Consider the following 24,939-nt stretch of genomic DNA (forward strand, 5'->3'; position numbering starts at 1 on the left):
GGTCAAAAGAAACTGGCGCAGACACGTGAGGGTGACGGCACCAGGATAAGGAGGAGGGGAGGCCGCTCAACGGCAGGCTCCCCTGGAATGCCCGTAGTGGTACCACACCCCATTGGGGCCTGTCACGACCTGGGACATTAAGGCCTCATCATCCCCCAGGGGTTTGTGACCGGAAAGGGAAGGTCTTGAGCCGCCATCTGTTGCGCACTTGAGATTTCCGGTCGCCGATCCTTCATGTAGGTTGCGACCCTGGGCTGCCCTACTTATGATGCCCGCCCAATCAAAAACTGGTTCAGGAAAACGGGTTCCACATGCTCGACGCCCTCCGCAGAGGCTCCAAGTCCTGGCTCGCCAAGAGCCTTCTCATCCTTCTGGTTCTCAGCTTTGGTGTCTGGGGCGTGGCCGATTACCTTGTCACTGGTGGCGGCGCGCCCCCGGCTATCAAAGTCGGCGACCAGGAATTCGGCCAAGCCTATGTCCGCGAGCAGTTCAACCAAGACATGACTCGGTTGCGCCGCCAGGGCATGGACCTGAGCACCGAGCAGGCCATTTCCTTTGGCCTGTTGAGCCAGACGGTTCAAACTGTGGTGCAAGGGGCAGTCCTGGATGAAACCGGTAAGGCCCTGGGCCTGACCGTCACCGACGCCGGTCTGAAGGCCGAGATCCACAGTGACCCCTTGTTTCAGGGCGAAAACGGTGCGTTTGACAAAGACCGCTTGAGCCGGTTGCTCGCGGCAAATCAGCTGAGCGAATCGGCTTACATTGCCCTACGCCGTCGAGACATGGTGCGTCAGGCCCTGATCGGTCCCCTGTCCGAAGGCGCACAGGCGCCCGACGTGGCTGTCGATACCCTGGCCAAGTATGCTTCGGAACGACGGGTGGCTGACGTCCTGACCCTGGCAGCAGCAGCCTTGCCTGAGCCCACCGCCGTGCCCGAGGACAGTGCCCTCGAACAGATTTACAAAGACAACATCGGCACCTTTACCGCTCCGGAATACCGGACGTCCACGGCCTTGGTTCTGACCAAGGAGGGGGTGGCCAAGGGGTTGAAAATCGACCCTGCGGACATCAAGGAGTACTATGATACCCACCAGGAGGAGTTTACGACCGATCCGACTCGCACCGTAACCCAGGCTCTGTTCAAGGATGAAGCCACAGCAAATGCGGCCCTTGCTTTGGTTCGAGATGAAGGGTTGACCCTGGATGCTGCGGCCAAGGCCATGGGAACCAGTGGGGCCATCGAGATGGGGTCCATTGGCAAGTCCGACCTTCCGGCGCCCTTGCCTGATACCATCTTTGCCCAGGAGGTCGGTAAGCTCGGTGAGCCGGTCAATGGTCCTTTCGGTTGGCATCTGTTCCTGGTGACCGCCTCCTCTGAGGGGGGCGTCAAGCCGCTGAAGGAGGTTTCCGAACAGATCCGGGACAGGTTGGCGCAAGATAAGGCTCTCGATTCTCTCTATGCCCTGTCCGCTGAGGTGGAGGATAGTCTGGCCGGTGGGGCAAGCCTTGAGGAAGCCGCCCAACAGGTCGGCGTGGTGCCGCTGATCGTCACGGTCGACCAATCGGGCAAGGATCAGAGCGGCGTCGCCGTGAGCAATCTGCCCGATACACCGGAGTTCCTGACAGACCTGTTTGATCTGGCCGATGGCGAAATGGGGTTCATGACCGAATACGACTCCGGCTTTTTCATCCAGCGCCTGGACGCGGTGACCCCCAGTGCTCCCAAGCCCTTGGACGAGGTCAGGGACCAGGTCGTCGACCTGTGGAAGGAGGGCCAACGGGCCCAAGCTGCAAAGGAAAAGGTGGCGGCTTTGTTCCAGCGCGCCAAGGATGGGGAAAGCTTTGCCCTCCTGGATGAGGAAGAGCCGGCAGCCACCCTTCTGACGACGCCTCCCTTGACGCGCAGCGGTCAGGCCGACGGCAGCACGGCTTCTTCCGTTCCTGCCGATGTGGTGAAGGCCATGTTTGATGCGAAGAAGGGCGAACTGGTCCAGGTGGACTTGGGGGATGGGGCGTCCATCCTACGGGTGACGGATATTCACCAGCCCGCGCCGGAGGTTGCCGCAAGGGAGCGGGAGCAAGTCGCCCAGCGTCTGACCCAATCCTATGCCCAGGACCTGTACACCGACTATCTGGACACACTGGGGAAGAAAGTAGGCGTGACCGTGAACGAAGGCGTCGTGCTGGGTGCCGTGTCTAATGAAACCCAGCCCAAATAGAACCCCAGAGTGCACCGAGATTAAGTCGGGCCATTTCTTGGCCCGGAGGTACTCTGAAATTTATAACATCAGAATGAAACTGGGCCAGCTTGACTCAAGCTGATCCAGTTTCATTCTAAGCAAGCGGTCCTTTCCCATGCCGGACTTCAAACCCGCCTTCAACCAGGATTTCTCCGCAGCTTATGACGCGGGGAAGCCACAGGTGCTCCATATCCGTCTTGTGGCGGACCTGGAAACCCCCGTTTCAGCCATGCTCAAGCTGGCCGACGGGAAGGCCTATTCTTTCCTCCTCGATTCCGTGGAGGGAGGAAAGACCCGGGGGCGTTATTCCCTCATCGGCATCAAGCCAGACATTCTTTGGCGGGCGCGGGGCACCAGGGCGGAGATCAACCGCTCTATCGCGACGGGGGCGGATGCCTTCGTCGCGGACGGCGAAACCCTGGACTCCCTGCGCCGTCTGGTGGATGAGAGCAAAATCGACCTGCCACCGGAATTGAAACCCATGTCGGCCATGGTGGCGGGTTATCTGGGATATGACGCAGTGCGTTTGGCCGAGCCGAGGGTGCCAGATACCAATCCGGATCCCATTGACGTTCCCGATGGCATTTTCATGCGGCCGACGATTATGGTGATTTTCGACAATGTGGAACACCAGGCGACTGTGGTGACTCCCGTGCGGCCGGTGCAGGGGCAGGACGCCAAGGGCGCCTACGAGGCTGCGCAGCGCCGCCTCGCCGACGTCATGGCCGACTTCCAGCGGACACTGCCCTATCGCTGGGAAGCGAGCCGGGTCACCCAGGCCGATCCCACGCCCCAGGCCTTGATGACCCAGGACGAATACGGGGCCATGGTCTCGAAGGCCAAGGAGTACATCCTGGCTGGGGATATCTTTCAAGTGGTGCTGTCCCAGCGTTTTTCCGTGCCCTTCAAGCTACCACCCTTTGCGCTCTATCGGTCCCTGCGACGCACCAATCCGTCCCCTTTCATGTTCTACCTGAATCTCGGAGACTTTCAGTTGGTTGGCGCAAGCCCTGAGATCCTGGTGCGGCTGCGCGATGGAGAGGTCACCATCCGCCCCATCGCCGGAACCCGCCGCCGGGGGGCGACGACGGAAGAGGATAAGCTCCTGTCTGAGGATCTTCTGTCCGACCCCAAGGAATTGGCCGAACATCTGATGTTGTTGGACCTGGGCCGCAACGATGTGGGACGAGTGTCGAAGGTAGGAACGGTGACCGTCACCGAAGGGCAGAAGATGTTCGTGGAGCTTTACAGCCACGTCATGCATATCGTTTCCAATGTGACGGGCGAGCTGGACCCGAAATGCGATGCCATTGATGCCCTGCTGGCAGGTTTTCCGGCCGGTACCGTCTCTGGTGCGCCCAAGGTTCGGGCCATGGAGGTCATCGACGAGTTGGAGAACATCCGCAGGGGATTCTATGCGGGGACGGTTGGTTATTTCGCTGCAGACGGCTCTATGGACACCTGTATTTCCCTCCGCACTTGTCTCGTGAAGGACGGGGTGATGCATGTGCAGGCGGGTGCGGGCATTGTCGCCGACAGCGACCCCGTGAAAGAGCACGAAGAGTGCATCAACAAGGCCAAGGCCCTGATGCGCGCCGCCGAGGAAGCCGTGCGCTACGCAGGGGGGTGAGGAAACTGACGGGGTTCAGGTTCCTGAAGTATCTTCGAGGCCAACTTGGCCGCGAAGATACTCTAAAATTTATTGAATGAAAGGGAAACGGTTTTCGTCATTGATGAATTGCCGATGTCAGCGAAGCCAGTGCTTCCTGGAACATCACATCGGTCAGCCGCCCTGTATTTTGATTATAGCGGGAACAGTGATAGCTCTCCCCCAGTATCAGTCCGTTCGGCAGGCGATGCAGAGCGCCATGGGCAAAGGGATAATCCTTCAGCTTCAGCCCAAGGGTGCGCAGGATCGCCTCGTGGGAGATGCGGCCCAGCGCCAGAAGCCCCTTGAGGTTTGGCATGGCGGCCATTTCGTCCACCAGGAAGGGTCGACAGGTCTTCTGTTCCTGCGGTGTGGGCTTGTTTTGGGGGGGGACGCAGCGAACGGCATTTGTGATCCGCACGTCAAGCAGCTCCAATCCGTCATCCGGGCGTTTGTCGAAGGCGCCACGAGACAGACCCAGGTCGGATAACGTTGCGTAGAGCAAATCTCCCGCAAAATCTCCAGTGAAGGGGCGGCCCGTGCGATTGGCTCCCCGGACACCAGGTGCCAAGCCGACGACTAGTAGACGGGCCGTGAGCGGGCCGAAGGGCGGAACCGGCGCGTTATGCCAATCGGGATGTTCGGAGCGTAGGCCCAGCAGGTACTCGCGCAGGCGAGGACACAGGGCGCAATCGCGCCCTGGTCCTTCGAAGGTCTTTGTGGTCATGGATATGGTCTTCCGCCGTCTTTATGGCCAGCTTTACGGGAGGTAATCCTCGGGGTTGGACCCATCGTCTTCCTCGTCGTCTTCCTGCTGCCGGTTGGCAGGGGGGGCATCCCGATGCATCGGCGCCCGGGCGATGGAGGCCTCCAGGTCCAGAAGCTCAATGAAGCTGTCTGCTTGGCGACGCAGCTCGTCGGCAACCATTGGGGGTTGTGATTTTACCGTGCTGACTACGGTCACTCGCAAACCCTTGCGTTGAACGGCTTCCACAAGCCGACGGAAATCGCCGTCGCCAGAGAAGAGAACGATATGGTCAAGACAGGGGGCCATTTCCATCACATCAATGGCCAGTTCAATGTCCATATTGCCCTTGATTTTGCGGCGGCCTGTCGCATCGGTGAATTCCTTGGTCGGTTTGGTGACCATGGTGTAGCCGTTGTAATCGAGCCAGTCGACAAGGGGGCGGATCGGTGAGTATTCTTGGTCTTCGACCAGCGCCGTGTAATAGAACGCCCGAATGAGGCGGCCCTTCGCGGCAAAAAGTTCCAGTAGCCGTTTATAGTCAATATCAAAACCGAGAGACCGGGCGGCGGCGTACAAATTCGACCCATCGATGAATAGGCCGATTCGCTCCTGTGGGTAAAAGATCATAGGATCCTCGCGTGAATACGATGTGGAATTATCGATTTTGGAAAGTAGACCGACCGAAAATGCTCAGCGACCATTCCATGCATGTAAGTAGGCCTTTCAAAACCCGTTCGCAAGACGTTCCCGGAATAGGAGTCAAAAAGTGATCTTCATTGCCTTGGGGGCAAACCTTCCCGGTCCAGCAGGAACCCCGCAGGAGACCTTGAGTCTTGCGTTGTCCGAATTGGACAGAGAGGGGGTGTCCATTCTATCTCTGTCTCGCTGGTATCGATCCACACCCGTACCGAAGTCGGATCAACCGGACTTCATCAACGGGGTTGCCCAAGTGAAAACGGAGCTTGCTCCAGATGGTTTGCTGGCAACCCTGCATCGAGTGGAACGTCGCCTCGGTCGAGTGCGCTCCGTTCCCAATGCCGCCCGTTGCGTTGATTTGGATTTGATTGATTACGGTGGGTTGGTCATGGAGGGGCCGCCCATTCTGCCCCATCCCCGGGCTGCGGAACGTCTGTTCGTGCTCGAGCCCCTGCGGGACCTTGCCCCGAATTGGCGGCATCCGGTGATGGGATTGTCTGTAACCGATCTGGTCGCAGGGCTTGCGCCGGATCCGGGATTGATCGCTCTTGAGGGGGAGGAAGGCAAGGGGGGCGACGTCGTCCCAGGTCAGGGAGATCTGTGATATCGGCCGCATGATTGTCCGGTTGCATCCCTATGAACAAGTCTATATATATGCCGGTCCCTGGACAGTTTATGCTGCCCGGCGGGTTTGTGGTGATCCGATGTATCTGTTTGGCCCAGCCACACTGTCTGGAGTGGCCGAAGCAATGCCCGGTCGGACGCCGTACCAACGTTCTGACGCGACGCGTTCGCGCCGAACATCCCGAACTAAATCGACCGCCCGTTCTTTTGGAGGCTGCTCATGGCCCGCGTTACCGTCGAGGATTGCGTCCTCAAAATCCCCAACCGCTTTGACTTGGTTCTGGTGGCTGGCCAGCGGGCCAGGGACGTGGCTTCGGGCGCGGTTCTCAGCGTAGACCGAGACAATGACAAGAACCCTGTTGTTGCTCTGCGTGAGATCGCCGATGAAACCGTCGACCTGGATGAGCTGCGGGAAGCTCTCGTCCAGGGACTACAGAAACATGTGGAGATCGACGAGCCAGAGGAAGACGAGTTCGATGCCCTTGGCTTGGATAGAGAGTTGAGCCGCGGTGTTTCGGGTGGCAACGAAGCCGAGGAAGTTCGTGCTGACGCTCTGACCGTTCACCATCAGGACGTGTCCGACGAAGACCTGGACGCGGCCATGGCCGCTCTCGGCCTGAGTGTGCTTGAAGGGGATCGGGACGAGTCCAAAGAAGACGACTCTATCAACGGGGAAGGCAATGAGCCCTTCGCTGGGGAAAGTGACGAGTCCTCTGAAGAGGATTGAGGCGTTGGTTTCACTGGATGGGGGAGGGCGTTTTCTACCGATCCCCCCCATCCGAATCCTGGGGCTGCGCGAGGGAAACCCTCCGTCCGTAGGGGGCATTGGTCAATGCAGGGGCGATCGCGCGCCTTTATAACTTTCCGCGTTAACGCTGGTTTCGCATCTCCGTCCCGTTTTCCTGGCGGAGTCGTTCTGGTCTGGTGTTCGGGAGAGATCTGCCTGATTCCCCACATTGGTCGGGGTCTTCGTCCATGATGCGGCAGTTCGAGTTGGTCGAACGGGTCAAGGCCTATGATCCGAACGCGGATGAAGAGCAGCTGAATCGGGCCTATGTCTATGCCATGAAAATGCACGGCTCGCAGTTGCGGGCCTCTGGCGACCCGTATTTTTCCCATCCCATTGACGTTGCTGGAATTCTGACGCGATACAAGCTTGATTGCGCGTCCATCGTGACCGCCCTGTTACACGATACCATTGAAGATACGGACGCCACGCTTGACGAGGTGCGCAGGTTGTTCGGGACGGAGGTGGCGCGACTGGTGGACGGGGTGACCAAACTCACCCGCATTCAGATCTCCTCTGACAATGCCAAACAGGCGGAGAACTTCCGCAAGTTGCTGCTCGCCATGAGCGAGGATATCCGCGTTCTCTTGGTCAAACTGGCAGATCGCCTGCACAACATGCGCACGCTCCACTTCATCAAGAAGGAAGAGAAGCGCAAGCGTATCGCCCAAGAGACCATGGATATTTACGCGCCTCTGGCTGAACGCATCGGCATGGCGGAGATCAAGACAGAACTGGAAGACTTGGCCTTCCGCGAGCTGCATGGGGATGCCAAGGAAAGTATAGAAGCGCGGTTGACCTTCCTGCGGGAGCAGGGTGGGTCGCTGGTGCCGAAGATTATTGAGGAATTGCGCGATACGCTGAAGGCCAATGGCCTGGACGCCGAGGTGACGGGGCGGGAAAAAAGCCCCTATTCCATCTGGTGTAAGATGCAACGCAAGAATGTCTCCTTCGAGCAGTTGTCCGACATCATGGCGTTTCGCGTGACCGTGGGGACTCTGGAACGCTGTTACCAGGCATTGGGGATTATCCACGGGGCCTATCCCATGGTGCCCGACCGCTTCAAGGATTACATCTCCACACCGAAGCGCAATGGCTATCAGTCCATTCATACGGCAGTGATCGGTCCGCAGCGCTTGCGGATTGAGATTCAGATACGCACGGCTGAAATGCATTCCGTCGCGGAACTGGGGGTCGCGGCCCATTGGTCCTACAAGCAGGGCACGCCTTCGATGGAGGGGCGGCAATACCGGTGGATTCGTGAACTTCTGGAGATCCTTGAACATACCGCTTCGCCCGAGGAGTTCCTGGAGCACACCAAGCTGGAAATGTTCGCCGATCAGGTGTTCTGTTTTACCCCAAAGGGTGATTTGATTGGCTTGCCCAGTGGGGCGACTCCCGTCGACTTTGCCTACAACGTCCATACGGAGGTGGGAGATCGGTGCGTTTCGGCCAAGGTGAACGGTCGTCTGGTGCCCCTGCGAACGGTGTTGCGCAACGGGGATCAGGTGGAGATCGCCACCTCCAAGGCCCAGACCCCGTCGCCGGAGTGGGAGCGATTCGTCGTCACGGGCAAGGCCCGGGCTCAGATCCGCAAGTTCGTTCGCTCCCAGCATCGTGACCAATACCTGAGCCTGGGACGCCAGCTTCTGGAGCGGACCTTCAAGGAGCAGGGGTACCAACTCACGGACAAGGGGTTGGAAGGAGTCCTGAAGAAGTACCGTCTGAATGCGGTCGAGGATCTGATCGTCGAGGTGGGCGCCACGCATTTGACCGCCAAAGAGGTGATGCAGGCGGTCTATCCGGGTATTAAAATGCTGCCCAAGCTGGCCAATGCCCTGAGCTTTGGCCGCAACCGGAAGAAAACCAAGGCCGAGGCCGAACCCCATTTGCGTATTCGGGGGATGATTCCGGGCATGGCGATGCATTTCGCCAAATGTTGCCACCCCCTGCCCGGGGACCGTATCGTTGGCATTGTGACCACCGGAAAGGGGATCACGATCCACACCATTGATTGCGACCAATTGGAAACCTTTTCCAACGAGCCGGAGCGATGGTTGGATCTGGGGTGGGATCACGAGACTGTGGGGACGGCTCATGTCGGGCGGATCACGGTCGTGGTTTCCAATGAACCGGGAAGTTTGGGGGCTTTGACCACGGTCATTGCTCAAAATCTAGGAAATATCACCAATCTGAAGATTACAAACCGGCAGCAGGACTTCTTCGATATGCTGGTCGATGTCGAAGTCCAAGATGTCCGTCATTTGACGAACATCATCGCCGCCTTACGGGCCAATGCGGCCATCAACTACGTGGAGCGGGCGAAGCACTAAGCTGATGTTGTTTGATCGACGCGAAAAGCCCTCTTTTCTTGCTAGGGTTCGGGGCTTCGTTCTGCCTCGCGCCGGATGGCGCCGTTCTGCCCAGTATATTGGGCACCGCGTGGCTCGCCTGCCGGGAACACCGGCTTCTATCGCCATGGGATTTGCCTGCGGGGCTGCGGCATCCATCACACCCTTGGTGGGGTTTCACTTCCTTTTGGCGGCATTTCTGGCGTGGGTTATGCGGGGAAACCTCATCGCCTCTGCTATTGGCACGGTGGTGGGAAATCCCTGGACTTTTCCTTTTATCTGGGTGGCGACCTTTGAGGTTGGCGCCCGATTGATGGGGCATGACGTGAATAGCGATGCAGTGAATTTTTCGCTGTTCTTCCATGCCTTATGGACATCTGTTACCCATCTAAAGCTACGGCTCTTCACCGAACAGGTGCTGCCAGTTTGGTTGCCCATGATGGTTGGATCTTTACCCTTGGGGGTTCTGGTTTGGGTGATCAGCTATTGGCCCGTCAAACGGGCCGTGGCAGGCTATCAGCATGCCCGGGTCGTTCGGCGCCACCGTAAGGCAGTGAAAGCCGAGCTTGGTCGGCACCATCAGGGGGAGAAGGCAGGCGAAGATCAGCCAGGGCCTGAGGCTTCGTCCACCGCTGATGGGGGGAGTCCCTTGCCTCCGGCTCCGCCGACAGCCATGAGGATGTCTGCTGAAGAAGAGACGCACGGAGGGGGGGCGTCTTCCTTGGGATCCGCCTTGGCTGAGCCACCCCCCATTCATCGGTCCTGATGGGGTTTCTTTCCACGGTTTTGCCGTAATTTCCTTCTACCCCCCTTAGGGCGGAATGAGGAAAACTGTATCGCGGTTTTCTGTCTCATTCCCTCCTAACCATATAATTTAGATCACGTTTATGAAATTCGGTCGATCAGACCTAAGGTCGTCGGGATCTAGAGTGTTCAAACTTAAAGGACTTGGCCATGAGCGGCGACCTTCGGCTTGGCGTGAACATTGATCATGTGGCAACCATTCGCAATGCGCGGGGGGGGCTCCACCCCGATCCCCTGCGCGCCGCCCAGGTTGCCGCCGCTGCCGGAGCCGACGGCATCACGGCCCATCTTCGGGAGGATCGGCGCCATATCGATGACCGGGACATTGCACGGCTGCGGGCTGAAATCGACCTGCCCCTGAATCTGGAAATGGCCGCAACGGAGGAGATGTTGGCCATTGCCCTGCGCCACAAGCCCCATGCCGCCTGCATTGTCCCGGAAAAGCGCGAAGAACGCACTACCGAGGGGGGGCTGGACGCGAAGGGTGGTTTCGATAAATTGCTTCCCTTCGTGACACGGTTGGGTGAGGCGGGGATCCGGGTTTCCCTGTTTATAGAACCCGATTTGACTCAGCTTGATGCGGCGAAAGCCTTGGGCGCGCCGGTGGTTGAACTGCATACCGGAGCTTATTGCGACACTCCGGCCGGTCCCGGGCGGCTGGCTCAGTTGGAGCACGTCCGGACCGCTGCTGCCCATGCCGAGACCCTCGGCCTCGAATGCCACGCGGGTCACGGTCTCACTTTTGACACTGTGGAACCGGTGGCGGCGATCCTCACGATCAAGGAATTGAACATCGGTCATTTCCTGATTGGAGAAGCCATTTTCAGTGGTCTCGAGGCGGCGATCTTGCGGATGCGCTTGCTGATGGGCGAAGCGCGGGCAGCGTCCAAGCGGTAGCGAACCTTGGGTTGGATGTCCGAAGCTGTCGGGTGAAACCTTGACAAAGGGTGACCCGGCGGGCTTCATCTCTGGCGCCCTGGAAAGCCGCTCTGGCTTGGGCAACTGATCTCAATTGATAATGCGAAAGATGAGTTCATGATGAAGAAAAAGAACACCACCGGCGGTTTCGGAGATACGGTCCGTACGGTCGTTTTCGCCATTCTTATCGCCATTGTGATCCGAACTTTCGCCTATGAGCCCTTTCGTATCCCCTCTGGCTCCATGATTCCGACCCTGTTGATCGGCGATTATCTTTTTGTTTCAAAATTCTCCTATGGATATTCCCGTTATTCTTTTCCCTTCGGCGTGGTTCCCGTTGAGGGGCGCATCCTTGGGGATGCGCCCCAGCGAGGAGATGTGGTGGTCTTCAAAAAGCCCGGGGATACGTCGCTGGATTTTATCAAGCGCGTGGTAGGTCTACCGGGTGATCGTATCCAGATGATCAATGGTCGGCTCCACATTAACGGCAAAGTGCTCGATCGGGAGCGTGTGGAAGACTACGTCAGCCGTGAGGAAAATGGGGGGGTCAAGCGCGTGACCCAATATATCGAGACCCTGCCCAATGGCGTGAAGCACCCCATCCTGGAAGGGCAGGGGGACCAGGATATATTGGACAACACGCGAGAGTTCCATGTGCCCGAAGGTCACTATTTCATGATGGGGGACAACCGGGATAATAGCGATGACAGCCGGGCATCTGTAGGCTTCGTGCCGTTTGAAAACATGGTTGGCCGGGCCGAATTCATCTTCTTCTCCCACGATGGATCCGCCGCTATTTGGGAGGTCTGGAAGTGGCCCTCCGCCATCCGATGGGACCGCTTCTTCCATCCGATCGATTAAAAGAGGTCATCCCCATGGTCGATGACCACACCCAAGTGTTGGAGCGAATCCTGAACCACCGCTTCTCCGACCGGACTCTGCCCGGTCGGGCTTTGACCCACCGGTCCGTTGAGGGGGCGCCCAGTTATGAGCGCCTGGAGTTCCTGGGCGACCGGGTGCTTGGCCTTGCTGTGGCCGAGATGCTCTACACTCAATTTCCGGACGAGGATGAGGGTGCCATGGCCCGACGCCATGCCCATTTGGTGCGTCAGGATACGGTGGCACGGGTGGCTTTGTCGGTGGGGTTAGGCGCCCTGATGGAGCTGTCAAAGGGGGAAGAGGACCTGGGCGGCCAATCCAATCCCAGCTTGTTGTGCGACGTTTGCGAATCCGTTCTGGGTGCGCTCTATCTGGATGCGGGGCACGATAAGGCCCAGGCTTTTGTCCGGAGCCATTGGGCTGCGCTGATCGATGAGGATCCCACCCCACCCAAGGACGCGAAGACCGCCCTGCAGGAATGGGCCCAAGGCCGTGGGTTGCCCCTTCCCAGCTACGAGATTACGGGGCGCGAGGGACCCGCCCACAAACCCCTGTTCACGGTGACCGTCACTGTGAAGGGGGAAGAGCCGGAGTCCGCCTGTGGGGCCTCTAAACGCGTTGCCGAGCAAGCCGCAGCAGAAACGCTTCTGGCACGGCTTAAAGCGGAATGAGGAAACCTGGGTATCGATTTTCACTGTAAACGACAGGGGGTATTTTCCCGTCACGGAGCTTTGCCCCGTCCCCCACTGGGGCCGAAAGGCCCCAGACCCCGGACGTTGATTGGCCGAGAGGTCAGACCCTAAGTTCTTATTTTTAAAAGGAAAATGGGGGTTTGGGCAATCGCCCAAAAAATATAAGACACAGTCGTGTACCGTGACCGGTTTTCCTCATTCCGCTCTAACCCTATGATCTAGGAGCAAGAAATAATGGCTCCTTGGTTTCGGTCGGAACTGTCCCAGTCGGGTGTTACCTGGATTTCGGGTCCCATGGACTCCTCTTCCGGTGCTCTCTTCTCCCCGTGGTTGGGTGGCGGATCTCCTCGCTTTATGTGGCTCGTCTCGATGTTCTCTCCGATTTCCGTGAGGAAACACTTGTCCATTTGCCCGGCATAGATCAAAAACGGGTTATGACCGATACCCATGACGATGACGGGCAGACCGTCCCCCATTCCGATCCCAATGATATCGCTTCGACCTGCGGGTTCGTCGCTGTCATTGGCGCCCCCAACGCTGGCAAAAGCACCCTGGTGAACCAGCTGGTGGGAGCCAAGGTGACCATTGTGTCCCACAAGGTGCAGACCACACGGACCAGGGTCCGGGGCATCGCCATGGTCGGACAGGCCCAGGTGGTCTTCATCGACACCCCAGGTATCTTCGAGCCGCGCAAGCGCTTTGATCGGGCCATGGTTGCCGCCGCCTGGGAAGGTGCCCTGGAGGCCGATTTGGTTCTGCTGGTCGTTGATGCGCAGAAGGGCATGACGGGCGACGTAACCCGGATCGTCGACAAGTTGAAGGACAGCGGGCGCAAGGCGATTTTGGCGCTGAACAAGGTGGATGCCATTGAGCGCCCGACCCTGCTTGCCCTTGCTGCCCAGTTTAACGAGGCCATGGAGTTTCAGCGAATCTTCATGATTTCCGCCCTGAAGGGGCACGGCTGCGACGATATCCTCTCCTACCTTGGGGAGGTGGCGCCCAAGGGGCCCTGGATGTTCCCCGAAGACGAGATCTCCGACCTGCCCCAACGCCTGCTGGCCTCGGAGATTACCCGGGAGAAGATTTTCATCCAGCTCCACGAGGAGCTGCCCTATTCGGTGGCGGTGGTGACTGATTCGTGGACGGAACGCGCCGACGGGTCGGTGCGGGTGGACCAGACGATCCTGGTACAAAGGGAAAGCCAGCGGCCCATCGTCCTGGGTAAGGGTGGATCCCGGGTGAAGGCTTTGGGGCGTGCGGCCCGCGAGGATCTGTCCGAGATTCTTGAGCGCCCCGTTCACCTGTTCCTCCATGTGAAGGTCAATGATCGGCTATGGGATGACCGGGACCAGTACACGGAATGGGGTCTTGACTTCGATGCCTAAGGGAAGGCTCTATCCATGACGGGGAGCAACGGGCATGGCCTGGGCGTTTGGGGAATGCTACTGCTGTGGGCGGGCGTGGCCCAGGTGGGGCTGATCTCCAGTCGCTATCGGGCGCGTTTGCCTGAATGGGCCGTGGCCCTGGCCGTTTTCGGCGGGATTCTCTGCACGGTCCTGGGGTTGGCCCTTCTCCTGTTTTAAGCGCCCTTTATCCCTCCCTGGGAGAGTGTCGTGATCGAATGGAACGACCGCGCCATCGTGCTCTCGGCCCGCCCCCAAGGGGAGGATGCGGTGGTGGCCTCCCTGCTGACGACGGACCATGGCCGCCATGGAGGTGTGGTGCGGGGCGGGCAGGGGCGTAGGCTGCGTGCCACCCTGGAGCCGGGCACCCTGGTTCAGGCCCATTGGAAAGCCCGGCTGGAGGATCATTTGGGCACCCTGACCTTGGAGCCCTTGGCCGGGGTGGCGGGATTGGTTCTGTCAGACCGGGATCGGTTGGCGGCGCTTGCGTCCTCCTGCGCCCTGGCCGAGGTCGTTCTGCCCGACCGGGCTCCCCATCCGGAGGTCTTCGATGGCCTTCTTCTTCTGCTGGACAGTTTGGCCCATGGGGATGATCACCTGGACTGGGCCGGAGCCCTGGCCCGATGGGAACTGGCGTTGCTCGCCGCCGTTGGGTTCGGTCTGGACCTGACCCAATGCGCTGTCACGGGGGTGACGGAGGGCCTGACTCATGTCTCGCCCCGCAGCGGACGGGCGGTCTGTCGCGAGGCTGCCGGTCCCTGGTTGTCCCGGTTGCTTCCCATGCCTGCCTTCTTGCTGGAGCCTGAGGGTCGTCCCCAGACCGGGGAAGAGGTGACACAGGCGCTGGCGCTGACGGGGCACTTCCTGGAGGTCAGTCCCCTACTACCACCGGGCAAGAGGCTCCCCTTGGCCCGGAGAAGGCTGGTTGATCGCTTGGCCCGCTGGGCTCTCGGGTCTTGAACCGGAATATTTTTAATACGCTGAACCGGTTCCCACTTCGGCTGAAAGTGCGCTATATCTCGCGATGGGCAGGGCTTTGTCCCCGCCCATTTTGTGTGACGACTGGCCCCCCTACTGACCTCCAAGGACCCGACCCGCATGAGCAAGAAAGGCGCCGCACCCGAGCCGAGGGAGATTCTTGAGGCTCCCCTGACGGAAGCCCTCTCCGAGCGCTATTTGGCCTATGCCCTGTCGACCATCGTGTCCCGCTCCCTGCCGGATGTGCGCGACGGCTTGAAGCCGGTACACCGTCGCGTGCTCTATGCCATGCGGTTGCTCAAGCTGGATCCGGGCTCGGGCTTCAAGAAATGTGCCCGGGTCGTCGGCGATGTTATCGGTAAGTACCACCCCCATGGGGATTCCTCCGTCTACGACGCCATGGTTCGCTTGGCCCAGGAATTCGCCGTGCGCTATCCGCTGGTGGAGGGCCAAGGCAACTTCGGTAATATCGACGGCGATAACGCCGCCGCTATGCGGTACACGGAAGCCCGGTTGACCGAGGTGGCCGCCGCCCTGATGGAAGGGTTGGATGAGGACGCCGTTGACTTCCGAGAGACCTACGATGGGGAGGAAAACGAACCCATCGTCATGCCTTCTGCCTTTCCAAACTTGCTGGCCAACGGCTCATCGGGCATTGCCGTGGGCATGGCCACCAATATTCCGCCCCACAATGTGGCCGAGCTTTGCGACGCCCTGCTGCATATGATCAAAAAGCCAGAATGCGAGCCCGATTCCCTGATGGAATTCGTGAAGGGCCCAGACTTCCCCACCGGTGGCCTGCTCGCTGAAAGCCCGGAAACCATCCGCGAAGCCTACCGCACGGGGCGGGGGTCCATGCGGGTGCGGGCGACCTGGGAGAAGGAAAACCTCAGCCACGGCCTTTACCATATTGTGGTTACCGAGATCCCCTATCAGGTCCAGAAGGCCAAGCTGGTCGAACGGATTGCCGACCTGATCAACAGCCGCAAATTGCCCATCCTGGCCGATGTCCGGGACGAGTCCACTGAAGATATCCGTTTGGTGTTGGAGCCCCGTAACCGCTCCGTCGATCCGGAAACGCTGATGGAGCAAATGTTCCGGCTGACGGATCTGGAAAACCGATTCAGCCTGAACATGAATGTGCTGGACGGGCAGGGGATCCCGGGGGTCATGGGGTTGAAGGCGGTTTTGCAAGCCTTCCTGAACCACCGTATGGAGGTTTTAGAGCGCCGCTCCCGCCACCGTCTGGCCAAGATCGACCACCGCTTGGAAGTGCTGAGCGGCTATATCATTGCCTTTCTGAACCTGGACGAAGTGATCCGCATCATCCGCGAGGAGGACGAGCCCAAACCCTCTTTGATGGCGGCCTTCGAGCTGTCCGACGTCCAGGCCGAAGCCATCCTCAATATGCGCCTGCGATCTCTGCGCAGACTCGAAGAGATGGAGCTGCGCAAGGAACACGAGGGCCTGTCCGCAGAGAAGGCAGACCTGGAGGCTTTGCTGGAAGACGAGGGGCTCCGTTGGACGTCCATTGGGACCCAGATCAAGGGGATCCGCAAAGCCTTCGGCCCGAATACGTCGCTTGGCGCACGCCGCACCGCCCTGGGGGATGCGCCCTCGGCCATGGTGGTGCCTATCGAAGCCTTGATGGAGCGGGAGCCGATTACGGTGCTGCTTTCCCGGAAAGGGTGGATCCGGGCCGTGAAGGGGCATCAGGAAGCTGGGGAGGACACCAAGTTCAAGGACGATGATTCCCTACGTTTGGCCCTTCATGCCCAGACCACGGACAAGCTGGTGATTTTCGATACGACGGGGCGCTTCTTCACCCTGGCTGCCGATCGTCCGCCCCGGGGGAGGGGCTTCGGCGAACCCCTGCGTCTGATGATCGACATGGCACCGGACGCCGATATCGTTGAACTGATGGTGCACGATCCGGAGCGGACCCTCATTCTATCCTCCAACGTGGGGCGGGGCTTCCAGATCGAGGAAAAGGATGTGGTAGCCCAGACCAAGGTGGGCAAGCAGATCTTGACCCTTGGCGAAGGGGAAAGGGCCGCCCTGGTGCGGGTTGTGAAGGGGGATCATGTGGCTGTGGTGGGCGAGAACCGCAAGCTCTTGGTCTTCCCCTTGGAGCAGCTTCCGTCCATGAGCCGTGGTAAGGGGGTCTTTATCCAGAAGTACAAGGATGGCGGGATCGCCGACCTGAAGACCTTCAAGCTGGAAGAGGGCTTGACCTGGAAATCCGGCGAGCGCACCCGGACGGAGACCGATCTGTCACCGTGGTTGGGTGATCGGGCCGGGCAGGGGCGGTTGCCGCCCCAGGGGTTTCCCCGGACCAACAGCTTTGGGGAGTAGACCCTGGGGTCGTCCAGGGGGGGGCTACCAATCCGGCGGAAATTCCTCGAATTGGGGGACATCATCATTGATGGTGTCCCAGGCAGGTTTGGACCCAACGAAAATGTGAGCCTGCAGGGTGATCCCTTGGTCTTGGTTCAGGGTGCCGAGGGTCACGCCATGGACACGGCCATCCACAACCCCGCAAAGGGTTGAGCCGCAGACCCGGCAGAACCGTTTCCCCGAGTTTCCATCGGCCGGAAAGGTGGTCAGCAACTCTTCCCCTTGGATCCAGGAGAAGTCACCGGGGTCAACCTCGGCGTAGGCGTTTCCTTGGGCGCTGAAGGCCTTCCGGCAGCGGGAGCAATGGCAGATCCGCGGACGGTGGAGGGCGCCCTCAATTTTATATTTTACGCCGCCGCAAAAACATTCCCCAGTGTATGCCATGGATTCCCACTCTCTTTCGTTCTGCCTCGTATGACGCGGGAAGAGTAGGAGAGTAAAGCCCGGGCGTCATCCCCCTTTGGCCTCCCTTCCATTGGGTTTCCAATGTGCAATTGCGAGTCGTTATCATTTTTGGCAAGCTTCGCGATGGTCGAATGACGACCGTTGAGGGGCCGTCGGTCCCATTCCCCCAAGAAGGAGACGCAGATGGCCCGCTTGCTCAAATCCATTGGTGTCACACCCAATGCCATGACGCCCCCCCACCTCCGTGGTGTGCGACAGGGAGACGATCGATGGAAGGACCTGACACGTCGGGGGAATGCGGCCTTTGAGGCCGAGAAACTCGATCAGGCGGAAATCCTCTATCAAGAGGCCTTGGCCGAAGCAGAGGCCTTCTTCGGTGACTTTATCAGGGGCCAGGGACCTGCCGGGGTGGATGCCGCTCCCATGTTGATTGTATCCACGGGCAATCTCGCAGAGTTGGCGATACGGTCCGGCGCGCTCGAGCAGGCGGGTATCCTCGTCTTAGCCCTGTGTTGGCGCTTGGAGGGGGTTCTGGGCGATCAGACCCTTGCTAGACCGATCCGTGAGGCCTGCTTCACCCATTCCCGATACGCGCTGGTCCAAGCCATGGAGAAATTGCCCCGGGTCGGCTGGGCAGCCGACGCCGTGCAGCGGGAAGTGGAGCGCTTTCAAGCGGTTGCCCTAGGCTATTTGGGTGAAGCTGGGGCGGGGGAATGTCTCCATTGACCTTATAGAGCGGAATGAGGAAGAGGGGGCGTGGGTTTCCGTCACAGTACACGACAGGGGTGTTTTCCCGTCACGGGGCTTTGCCCCGTCCCCCACTGGGGCCGAAAGGCCCCAGACCCCAGGCTGTTATTTTTAAAAGAAAATGGGGGTTTGGGCTATCGCCCAAAAAACACGAGACACTGTCGTGTACTGTGGATCAGATCTAGTTTCATCTTGATCTACCCTCGGGAAACCGGCAATCCCTGAACGAATCTGATCTTTTTTGATGGCGACCTCTGAAGGCTGGCCGAAAACGCCATATGCGTCAGGATATTCCTGCACAACTTGACTTGTGGGGGATTGTTGCCACCTCTAAGAATTGTGTTCTTGGGTCTGGACCAGTTCAACTTACCACATCATCTCATGAGGCACGAGTTAAGCTCATATCTCTGTGATTGCGTTGAAATGAAGCAGATCTTTGTCGCAACATACCCGGCCTTATGATTGCAGGTGTTCAATCAATGTAAGGTGTGCCTAGAAGACGAGTGGTTGCTAGATTCATAAAAGTTTCCTTTGTTTGAATGTAGATTTAGTACATGATGTATTTTATTTGATTGTGAGAATAATATTTTAATATAAAAATAATTAAATTGTGGATTTTCATATTGTTTTTCATTTCTGAAATAAAAAAAATCGTTGGCGTTTTTTGTTCTTGTATTCATTTTGATGTAGGGAAGTGAGAGTAACTGTGTCTTTCATGAAGAATACAATGCAATACAACCTCTCGAAAATAGGGTATAATAGTACTCTATTATCGACTAAAAATGGCTTTCTGTCTTGAAATCTATCTCTGGGGGAGGTGACGAATGGGTCATCTTGGGGTTGTTATTCACGCTATCCAAAGGGGATTCACGGTTTCCTTGCCCCTGATCTTCATTGGTGTTGTGGCAATTTGTCTTAGAAACGTTCCATCCGCTGCTTTCCAGAATTGGGCCATGGATTGGTCGAATGGGTATTGGATTCAGGTCTGCGACTTTTTTATCCAATCGACTTACGAGATTGTCTCTCTGACCGTGCTCTGTGGGATATCCATCATGCTTGCCCTCGCGCTCAGCGAGCGCAGTAGTTCTTTTGCCGCGATGAGTACGATCATTGCCATCGCAGTCTTCATCATGGTCTCTAAAATCTTTTTTGGCGGTCTTTTTTCAGCCTTCCCTATGGAGGTCGGCCTTCCTCTGTCCATTGTTATCCCGGTCATCACAACATATGTATTTCGACTGATAGCAATGATCCCTCCCTTGCGTATAGCGCAATCTTCGGTTGGGTTTTCGCCGACATCCTTTGATCTTTTCACCTTTTTTCCTGCGGTTTGCGTCACGCTGCTTATTTTTGGTGGGGGCGTCTATGCCCTGTGGGAATTCGTTGATTTCTCGGTCTCAGATCTTATCCAAGATGCGGCGTTTCACATATTTGTGAAGGAAGATCAGCCCTTACTCGGCGCGCTGCTCCTTGTTCTCGCCTCTCAATGTCTGTGGCTTCTTGGCATTCACGGCCCCGCCGTTCTGTTTTTGGTGCGCGAAGGCTTCCTCTATCCGATGGGGGAGGAAAACGCCATGGCCGTCCAGCTGGGCGGTGAACCCCTGAATATCATCACTAACCAATTTGTGAATGCTTTTTCCCATATGGGGGGGGCGGGATCAACGCTCGCTCTGATTATCGCTATACTGTGGAAAAGCAAAGATCAGGGTACACGCAATCTGTGTTTGTTTGCTCTTGTGACTGCGATCTTCAACGTGAATGGTTTGCTTATTTTCGGAATTCCGATTGCCTATAATCCAATTTACGCCATCCCTTTTATCTTGGTGCCGATCGTTGAACTACTGATTGCCTACGGGGCAACGGCCCTGGACTTGGTTCCACGAACTGTTGTCCCCGTCCCTTGGTCTATGCCCCCATTTTTGAGTGGATACTTGGCAACGGGGTCAGTTTCTGGGACGGTGTTACAGGTGGTCAACCTTGGCATCGGACTCGCCCTTTATCTCCCCTTCTTGAGTATCTCGGAACGGGTGAACGGTAAGCGCATTCAAGCGGCCTTAAAAGCCTTGAATAGTCGGGCGGAGTGCGTTGTGCCTCCGGAAGAATGGAAGAAATGCCTCCATAGTCCGGGTATGGAGGGTCATGTGGCTCGTATTCTGGCCGATGAACTGAGTATACCACCAAAGGGTATCAACCCACTGGGTCTGGTCTATCAGCCCCAAGTGGATATCCGTACCAACACTGTCATGGGAGTGGAGGCCCTTCTCCGCTGGAAGAGTCTGGTTTTTGGCGTGATCCCCCCGCCGACGATCATTGCTCTGTCGGAGGACACCGGTATGGTTAGCGATCTGGGGTACCGGATCTTCGATCAGGCCTGTTCCGACTTTGCCATATGGATCCGTGCAGGGGTGCCCGATTGCTTCACGATGTCGATCAACATTTCCCCGAGGCAATTGACCACACCGGACCTGGCCGAGCGGATCCTTGATGTCCTGCGAACCCATGGGATTCCACCAAATCGCATTGAAGTGGAAATTACGGAGTCCGTGGTCATTGCATCAACGGAAATCGAATATAGAAACATCCAGGTCCTTCACAGTAGCGGAATTCACCTCGTCATCGATGACTTTGGTATGGGCTATACCTCACTGCGGTACCTCAATGAGCTTCCGATCAATAAAATAAAGATCGATAAATCCTTGACGCAAAATATGGAGGCTTCGGCCAACCGCCATATCGTAACCAGTATTGTGTCTTTGTCTTCCTCCATTGGCACAAATGTTGTGGTGGAAGGTATAGAGGACGCCGATCAGTTGTCGGTTATGACAGACCTGGGATGCCACACGTTCCAAGGATATTATTTCAGCAGACCACTGGCGAGTGAAGATGCCCTGTCCTTCATTCTCCATTTTAAGGAAGAAGTCGTGGCGTTTGAGGGTCGGTGAGAGATGACCGGGTTGCCGTAAAAAAAACGCCCCGGCGTGGGGATTGCCGGGGCGTTTTATTGCATTAGAGTACCCTGAGATGAAATTGGGCCACTTCTTGGCCCAATTTGGCCTCGAAGGCACTCTAGCTGAAGATCACACTCGGTAGCCATGTGGCAATTTCAGGGAACAGGGCCACAAGACCCAGTCCCAGAAGTTGGATGAGGATGAAGGGGAAGACACCCTTGTAGATATGCATGGTCTTCACCTCCGGCGGGGCAACGCCACGGAGGTAGAACAGGGCGAAACCAAAGGGTGGAGTCAGGAAGGAGGTCTGTAGGTTCATGGCAATCATCACACCCAGCCAGACCGGGTCCAAGTCCATCTTCAACAGGATCGGTCCGACAATGGGCACGACAACATAAACGATTTCAATGAAGTCCAGGAAGAAGCCCAGGAAGAACATCACTCCCATGACCACGAGCATGGCGCCTAAGGCTCCACCAGGCAGGTTGGTCAGGAACTCGTGGACCATTTCCTCGCCACCCAATCCCCGGAAGACCAGGGAGAAGAGGCCTGCGCCAACGATGATCACAAAGACCATGGAGGAAATGTTCATGGTCGATCGGCTGACCTCCGTCAGAACGCCCGAGATATAGACTCGCTTTAGGGCGACCACCAGCCCATAGAACACCGCCAGCAAGGCAAGGGTTGCCACGATGATGGCAACCATGTCGCCTGTTCCAATCTCGTCCCGGGCGACGCGCAGGTCGAAGGTCCGCACCATGATCAAGGCGACGAGCAAGCCCAGGCCTGCCACATAAATAGGCTTGGGAGACGTCCCTTCCTGCCGCATGCCTGCGAGCAGAAGGGCGCCAACGGCTCCCACTGCGGCCGCTTCTGTGGGGGTGGCGACGCCAGTCAGGATCGAGCCGAGGACGGCAACGATCAGTACCACCGGCGGGATCAGGGCATGGGCGATGCGTGACCACATTTCCCCCTTGGACTCGACCTCTTCCATCTCGATGGCCGGTGAGGTGTGGGGGCGCAGCCAAGCGGTCAAGGCCAGATAGGCCATATAGAGCACGACCAGCATCAGGCCAGGGATCAGGGCGCCTGCGAAGAGGTCGCCGACACTGACCGGATCCGGCGACCAGTTGCCAAGTGCCCGTTGGGCATCGGAATAGGCGTTGGAGATCTGGTCACCCAGAAGAACCAGCACGATGGAAGGGGGAATGATCTGCCCCAGGGTGCCCGAGGCGCAGATGGCGCCACAGGAAACGGCAGGGTCATAGCCCCGACGCAACATGGTTGGCAGGGACAGCAGCCCCATGGTCACCACGGTGGCGCCGACGATGCCGGTTGAGGCCGCAAGCAGGGCGCCCACCAGACAGACCGAAAGGCCCAGGCCGCCTCGGAGAGAGCCGAACATGCGGCCCATACTGTCCAACAGTTCCTCGGCCACCTTCGAGCGCTCCAGCATCACGCCCATGAAGACGAACAGGGGGACGGCGATCAGCACCTCGTTGGTCATGGTGCCGAAGATGCGTTGGGGCATGGCGCTGAGGAATGCGATGTCGAAGATGCCGACGCCATATCCAACCAAGCCAAACAGCAGGGCCGATCCACCCAGGGTGAAGGCGACGGGGAAGCCCGCGAGCAAAAAGCCGCAGGTGGCAGCGAACATGGCCAGGGCGTAGGCTTCCTTGGCGAACATGCTCATGGGGCCTGCTCCTTGTGGGTCTCAAACAGGTCGCCGCGTCCGCTCAGGACCAGCAGGGATCGGGCGATGATGGATAGGGCCTGCAGGATCAACAGGACCGCGAAAAGCGGGATGACAGATTTCAACAGGAAGATGGCTTGGATTCCACTGGTCTCCTTTGAGCCCTCGTGGACCGCCCAGGAGTTGACCACATAGCCCCAAGATACGTCGATGATCAGGATGGAAAAGGGGATGAGGAAGAAAATCGCCCCCAGTAGGTCGATCCGCGCCTGCTTCCGTTGGCCCGCCTCCCGGTAGAAGACGTCGACTCGCACATGGCCATCCATCAGCAAGGTATAGCCAGCGCCCACCATGAACAGCAAGGCGTGCATGTAGGTGATGGATTCCTGCATCCAGATGAAGCTGATGCCATAGACATAACGCATCATCACAACGGCGAACTGGACCAGAACCATGGCAATGGCCAGCCAGGCGATGGCTTTGCCGGTCACCATACTGAACCCGTCGATCAGACGGGAAAGGCGATAGAGAAAGGTCACTTTATCCTCCCGACGCGGCCCCCAATTGGGCCGGGCCTTTTCCACGAAGGGGCCGGACGCTCGATCAACCCACCTTAAATCGGACTCGATTTAAGGTGGGTAATTTGATCTAGATTCAACAGGTTGAGCATCGAGTGGGCCGGAAAACCGGCTCCCACTTTTCCGCTCGATGCTCTGTCCCTGTCCGGGGAGCACGCGGAAAGGGAAAACGGCACGTTCCCAACAGAGAACGCGCCGCTTTGAGCGGTTTAGTACTTGAACGGTAGGGTGCGCGCGTTCAGGTAGGCCTGATCGGCGATCTTGCCCCAACCAACGGCCTTGTCACGGAAGGCGATGAAGTTCTCCAAGATCTTGCCGGTAGCGGCGTTCTCGGTTCCCACTTCCCGGACCACCTCACCGGAGATCTTGCCGATCTCGGCCATGATGTCATTTGAGAACTTGCGGAGCTGCACGCCATGGTCGTCGATCAGGGTTTTGAGGGCGTCGCCGTTATGGGCGTTGAACTCGGCCAAGCCGTAGTCGTTCTCGGCTGTGCAGGCCGCTTCGACGATGGCCTTATCCTCGTCGGACAGACTATTCCATAAGTCCATGTTCACGCCGCAGGACAGGCTGGTGCCGGGCTCATGGAAGCCGGGATAATAGTAGTACTTTGCGACCTTGTAGAAACCGAAAGCCAAGTCGTTCCAGGGGCCAACCCATTCTGTGGCGTCAATGGCGCCGGACTGCAAGGCCGGGAAGATCTCGCCACCGGGGAGGGACACTGCAGCGGCGCCCATACGGCGCAAGACTTCGCCGCCCAGGCCAGGCATGCGGATCTTGAGGCCCTTGTAGTCTTCCAGGCTGTTGATTTCCTTGTTGAACCACCCACCCATCTGAACGCCGGTGTTGCTGACCAGGAAGGGTTTGATCTTGAAGCCCGCAGACAACTCGTCCCACAACTGCTGGCCACCGGCATGGTGGATCCAGGCACTCATCTCGGTGGAGGTCAGGCCGAAGGGCACCGCAGCGAAAAAATTGAAGGCCTTGGACTTGCCCTGCCAGTAGTATTCGGCCCCGTGGTACATCTCGGCGGTGCCACTGGAGACGGCGTCGAAGGCCTCGAAGGCGGGAACCAGTTCACCGGCGGCGAAGACCTTCACGGTCAGGCGGCCGTTGGTCATCTTGGTGATGCGTTGGGCGACGCGCTCGGCGGAGGTGCCCAGGCCCGGGAAGTTTTTCGGCCAAGTGGTCACCATCTTCAGTTCCCGGACGTCCTGGGCGATGGCGGGCGTGGGGAAGCTGGATGCGGTGGCCGCGGCCGCAACGGCTCCGGTCGCCGCAGCGCCGGTCAGGAAATCTCTACGTTTCATGATTTATTCGTCTCCCTGGACTTGGACGGTTTCACCCGGTTTGCCCCGCCCCCTTTTTTGCAAAGATTTGGCGGACGCGGTTTAGTGCGGAGA

Annotated in this window: 21 protein-coding genes; 15 read left to right on the forward strand and 6 right to left on the reverse strand. The window is 58.2% G+C overall.

Annotated elements, in window-relative coordinates:
* The first annotated feature begins 311 nt into the window (after positions 1 to 311).
* Both ACLIRY_RS01095 and trpE read left to right on the forward strand, forming a co-directional pair.
* On the forward strand, positions 312 to 2,219 hold the full coding sequence (locus ACLIRY_RS01095; protein ID WP_413203496.1) for a peptidyl-prolyl cis-trans isomerase: 1,908 nt from the start codon (positions 312 to 314) through the stop codon (positions 2,217 to 2,219).
* 136 nt (positions 2,220 to 2,355) lie between these two features.
* Positions 2,356 to 3,870, forward strand: coding sequence for an anthranilate synthase component I (gene trpE, locus ACLIRY_RS01100; RefSeq protein ID WP_413203497.1), 1,515 nt, complete (start codon positions 2,356 to 2,358; stop codon positions 3,868 to 3,870).
* Between the two features lie 97 nt (positions 3,871 to 3,967).
* On the opposite strand, the gene ACLIRY_RS01105 is transcribed toward trpE, so the two are convergent.
* Both ACLIRY_RS01105 and ACLIRY_RS01110 read right to left on the reverse strand, forming a co-directional pair.
* Positions 3,968 to 4,615: a uracil-DNA glycosylase gene (locus ACLIRY_RS01105; RefSeq protein WP_413203498.1), complete on the reverse strand. Its 648-nt coding sequence runs from the start codon at positions 4,613 to 4,615 to the stop codon at positions 3,968 to 3,970.
* Between the two features lie 33 nt (positions 4,616 to 4,648).
* The gene (locus tag ACLIRY_RS01110; RefSeq protein ID WP_413203499.1) at positions 4,649 to 5,263 is read right to left on the reverse strand and encodes an NYN domain-containing protein; all 615 of its coding nucleotides are present in this window, start codon (positions 5,261 to 5,263) and stop codon (positions 4,649 to 4,651) included.
* A 139-nt stretch (positions 5,264 to 5,402) separates the two neighbouring features.
* On the opposite strand from ACLIRY_RS01110, the gene folK reads away from it, so the two are divergent.
* The 11 genes from folK to parC all read left to right on the forward strand — a co-directional run bounded on the left by folK (position 5,403) and on the right by parC (position 17,123).
* Entirely contained in the window at positions 5,403 to 5,936 is a 534-nt protein-coding gene (gene folK, locus ACLIRY_RS01115) for a 2-amino-4-hydroxy-6-hydroxymethyldihydropteridine diphosphokinase (RefSeq protein ID WP_413203500.1), read from the forward strand.
* 240 nt (positions 5,937 to 6,176) lie between these two features.
* A complete protein-coding gene (rpoZ, locus tag ACLIRY_RS01120; RefSeq protein WP_413203501.1) occupies positions 6,177 to 6,683 on the forward strand; it encodes a DNA-directed RNA polymerase subunit omega in 507 nt (168 codons plus the stop codon).
* Between the two features lie 248 nt (positions 6,684 to 6,931).
* Positions 6,932 to 9,076 (forward strand): RelA/SpoT family protein, encoded by a 2,145-nt coding sequence (locus ACLIRY_RS01125; RefSeq protein WP_413203502.1) that lies wholly within the window; start codon positions 6,932 to 6,934, stop codon positions 9,074 to 9,076.
* A 4-nt stretch (positions 9,077 to 9,080) separates the two neighbouring features.
* Entirely contained in the window at positions 9,081 to 9,860 is a 780-nt protein-coding gene (locus tag ACLIRY_RS01130) for a DUF2062 domain-containing protein (protein ID WP_413203503.1), read from the forward strand.
* A gap of 188 nt (positions 9,861 to 10,048) precedes the next feature.
* Entirely contained in the window at positions 10,049 to 10,795 is a 747-nt protein-coding gene (locus ACLIRY_RS01135) for a pyridoxine 5'-phosphate synthase (RefSeq protein WP_413203504.1), read from the forward strand.
* 138 nt (positions 10,796 to 10,933) lie between these two features.
* Entirely contained in the window at positions 10,934 to 11,677 is a 744-nt protein-coding gene (lepB, locus tag ACLIRY_RS01140) for a signal peptidase I (protein WP_413203505.1), read from the forward strand.
* Positions 11,678 to 11,691: 14 nt separating this feature from the next.
* Positions 11,692 to 12,366: a ribonuclease III gene (rnc, locus tag ACLIRY_RS01145; protein ID WP_413203506.1), complete on the forward strand. Its 675-nt coding sequence runs from the start codon at positions 11,692 to 11,694 to the stop codon at positions 12,364 to 12,366.
* A 455-nt stretch (positions 12,367 to 12,821) separates the two neighbouring features.
* On the forward strand, positions 12,822 to 13,772 hold the full coding sequence (gene era / locus ACLIRY_RS01150) for a GTPase Era (protein ID WP_413203507.1): 951 nt from the start codon (positions 12,822 to 12,824) through the stop codon (positions 13,770 to 13,772).
* Between the two features lie 15 nt (positions 13,773 to 13,787).
* Positions 13,788 to 13,970 carry a hypothetical protein gene (locus ACLIRY_RS01155; protein ID WP_413203508.1) on the forward strand — a complete coding sequence of 61 codons (183 nt, stop codon included), beginning with the start codon at positions 13,788 to 13,790 and terminating at the stop codon, positions 13,968 to 13,970.
* A gap of 30 nt (positions 13,971 to 14,000) precedes the next feature.
* Positions 14,001 to 14,750 carry a DNA repair protein RecO gene (gene recO / locus ACLIRY_RS01160; protein ID WP_413203509.1) on the forward strand — a complete coding sequence of 250 codons (750 nt, stop codon included), beginning with the start codon at positions 14,001 to 14,003 and terminating at the stop codon, positions 14,748 to 14,750.
* Between the two features lie 138 nt (positions 14,751 to 14,888).
* On the forward strand, positions 14,889 to 17,123 hold the full coding sequence (parC, locus tag ACLIRY_RS01165; RefSeq protein ID WP_413203510.1) for a DNA topoisomerase IV subunit A: 2,235 nt from the start codon (positions 14,889 to 14,891) through the stop codon (positions 17,121 to 17,123).
* A gap of 24 nt (positions 17,124 to 17,147) precedes the next feature.
* On the opposite strand, the gene ACLIRY_RS01170 is transcribed toward parC, so the two are convergent.
* Positions 17,148 to 17,549: a GFA family protein gene (locus ACLIRY_RS01170; protein WP_413203511.1), complete on the reverse strand. Its 402-nt coding sequence runs from the start codon at positions 17,547 to 17,549 to the stop codon at positions 17,148 to 17,150.
* A gap of 204 nt (positions 17,550 to 17,753) precedes the next feature.
* Here ACLIRY_RS01170 and ACLIRY_RS01175 point away from each other — a divergent pair, with 204 nt between their 5' ends.
* Both ACLIRY_RS01175 and ACLIRY_RS01180 read left to right on the forward strand, forming a co-directional pair.
* Positions 17,754 to 18,296, forward strand: a complete 543-nt coding sequence (locus ACLIRY_RS01175; RefSeq protein WP_413203512.1) for a hypothetical protein — start codon at positions 17,754 to 17,756, stop codon at positions 18,294 to 18,296.
* 845 nt (positions 18,297 to 19,141) lie between these two features.
* Entirely contained in the window at positions 19,142 to 21,256 is a 2,115-nt protein-coding gene (locus ACLIRY_RS01180) for an EAL domain-containing protein (RefSeq protein ID WP_413203513.1), read from the forward strand.
* 124 nt (positions 21,257 to 21,380) lie between these two features.
* On the opposite strand, the gene ACLIRY_RS01185 is transcribed toward ACLIRY_RS01180, so the two are convergent.
* From ACLIRY_RS01185 to ACLIRY_RS01195, 3 genes are all read right to left on the reverse strand, one after another.
* On the reverse strand, positions 21,381 to 22,958 hold the full coding sequence (locus tag ACLIRY_RS01185; protein WP_413203514.1) for a TRAP transporter large permease: 1,578 nt from the start codon (positions 22,956 to 22,958) through the stop codon (positions 21,381 to 21,383).
* The gene (locus tag ACLIRY_RS01190) at positions 22,955 to 23,497 is read right to left on the reverse strand and encodes a TRAP transporter small permease subunit (RefSeq protein ID WP_413203515.1); all 543 of its coding nucleotides are present in this window, start codon (positions 23,495 to 23,497) and stop codon (positions 22,955 to 22,957) included. The genes ACLIRY_RS01185 and ACLIRY_RS01190 overlap by 4 nt, the downstream gene beginning before the upstream one ends.
* Positions 23,498 to 23,745: 248 nt before the next feature.
* Positions 23,746 to 24,846 (reverse strand): TRAP transporter substrate-binding protein, encoded by a 1,101-nt coding sequence (locus ACLIRY_RS01195; protein ID WP_413203516.1) that lies wholly within the window; start codon positions 24,844 to 24,846, stop codon positions 23,746 to 23,748.
* Positions 24,847 to 24,939: the final 93 nt, after the last annotated feature.

It is taken from the genome of Rhodospirillum sp. A1_3_36 (assembly GCF_047263945.1).
Classification (GTDB): Bacteria; Pseudomonadota; Alphaproteobacteria; order Rhodospirillales; family Rhodospirillaceae; genus Rhodospirillum.

What these genes read in the sequence shown, in the direction of transcription:
- ACLIRY_RS01180 (WP_413203513.1), top strand. Translation starts at nt 19,142, where the DNA reads ATGGGTCATCTTGGGGTTGTTATTCACGCTATCCAAAGGGGATTCACG.
- lepB (WP_413203505.1), top strand. Translation starts at nt 10,934, where the DNA reads ATGATGAAGAAAAAGAACACCACCGGCGGTTTCGGAGATACGGTCCGT.
- era (WP_413203507.1), top strand. Translation starts at nt 12,822, where the DNA reads ATGACCGATACCCATGACGATGACGGGCAGACCGTCCCCCATTCCGAT.
- rpoZ (WP_413203501.1), top strand. Translation starts at nt 6,177, where the DNA reads ATGGCCCGCGTTACCGTCGAGGATTGCGTCCTCAAAATCCCCAACCGC.
- ACLIRY_RS01130 (WP_413203503.1), top strand. Translation starts at nt 9,081, where the DNA reads ATGTTGTTTGATCGACGCGAAAAGCCCTCTTTTCTTGCTAGGGTTCGG.
- ACLIRY_RS01170 (WP_413203511.1), bottom strand. Translation starts at nt 17,549, where the DNA reads ATGGCATACACTGGGGAATGTTTTTGCGGCGGCGTAAAATATAAAATT.
- ACLIRY_RS01155 (WP_413203508.1), top strand. Translation starts at nt 13,788, where the DNA reads ATGACGGGGAGCAACGGGCATGGCCTGGGCGTTTGGGGAATGCTACTG.
- trpE (WP_413203497.1), top strand. Translation starts at nt 2,356, where the DNA reads ATGCCGGACTTCAAACCCGCCTTCAACCAGGATTTCTCCGCAGCTTAT.
- ACLIRY_RS01175 (WP_413203512.1), top strand. Translation starts at nt 17,754, where the DNA reads ATGGCCCGCTTGCTCAAATCCATTGGTGTCACACCCAATGCCATGACG.
- rnc (WP_413203506.1), top strand. Translation starts at nt 11,692, where the DNA reads ATGGTCGATGACCACACCCAAGTGTTGGAGCGAATCCTGAACCACCGC.
- ACLIRY_RS01195 (WP_413203516.1), bottom strand. Translation starts at nt 24,846, where the DNA reads ATGAAACGTAGAGATTTCCTGACCGGCGCTGCGGCGACCGGAGCCGTT.
- ACLIRY_RS01095 (WP_413203496.1), top strand. Translation starts at nt 312, where the DNA reads ATGCTCGACGCCCTCCGCAGAGGCTCCAAGTCCTGGCTCGCCAAGAGC.
- parC (WP_413203510.1), top strand. Translation starts at nt 14,889, where the DNA reads ATGAGCAAGAAAGGCGCCGCACCCGAGCCGAGGGAGATTCTTGAGGCT.
- ACLIRY_RS01110 (WP_413203499.1), bottom strand. Translation starts at nt 5,263, where the DNA reads ATGATCTTTTACCCACAGGAGCGAATCGGCCTATTCATCGATGGGTCG.
- ACLIRY_RS01135 (WP_413203504.1), top strand. Translation starts at nt 10,049, where the DNA reads ATGAGCGGCGACCTTCGGCTTGGCGTGAACATTGATCATGTGGCAACC.
- ACLIRY_RS01125 (WP_413203502.1), top strand. Translation starts at nt 6,932, where the DNA reads ATGATGCGGCAGTTCGAGTTGGTCGAACGGGTCAAGGCCTATGATCCG.
- ACLIRY_RS01105 (WP_413203498.1), bottom strand. Translation starts at nt 4,615, where the DNA reads ATGACCACAAAGACCTTCGAAGGACCAGGGCGCGATTGCGCCCTGTGT.
- ACLIRY_RS01185 (WP_413203514.1), bottom strand. Translation starts at nt 22,958, where the DNA reads ATGAGCATGTTCGCCAAGGAAGCCTACGCCCTGGCCATGTTCGCTGCC.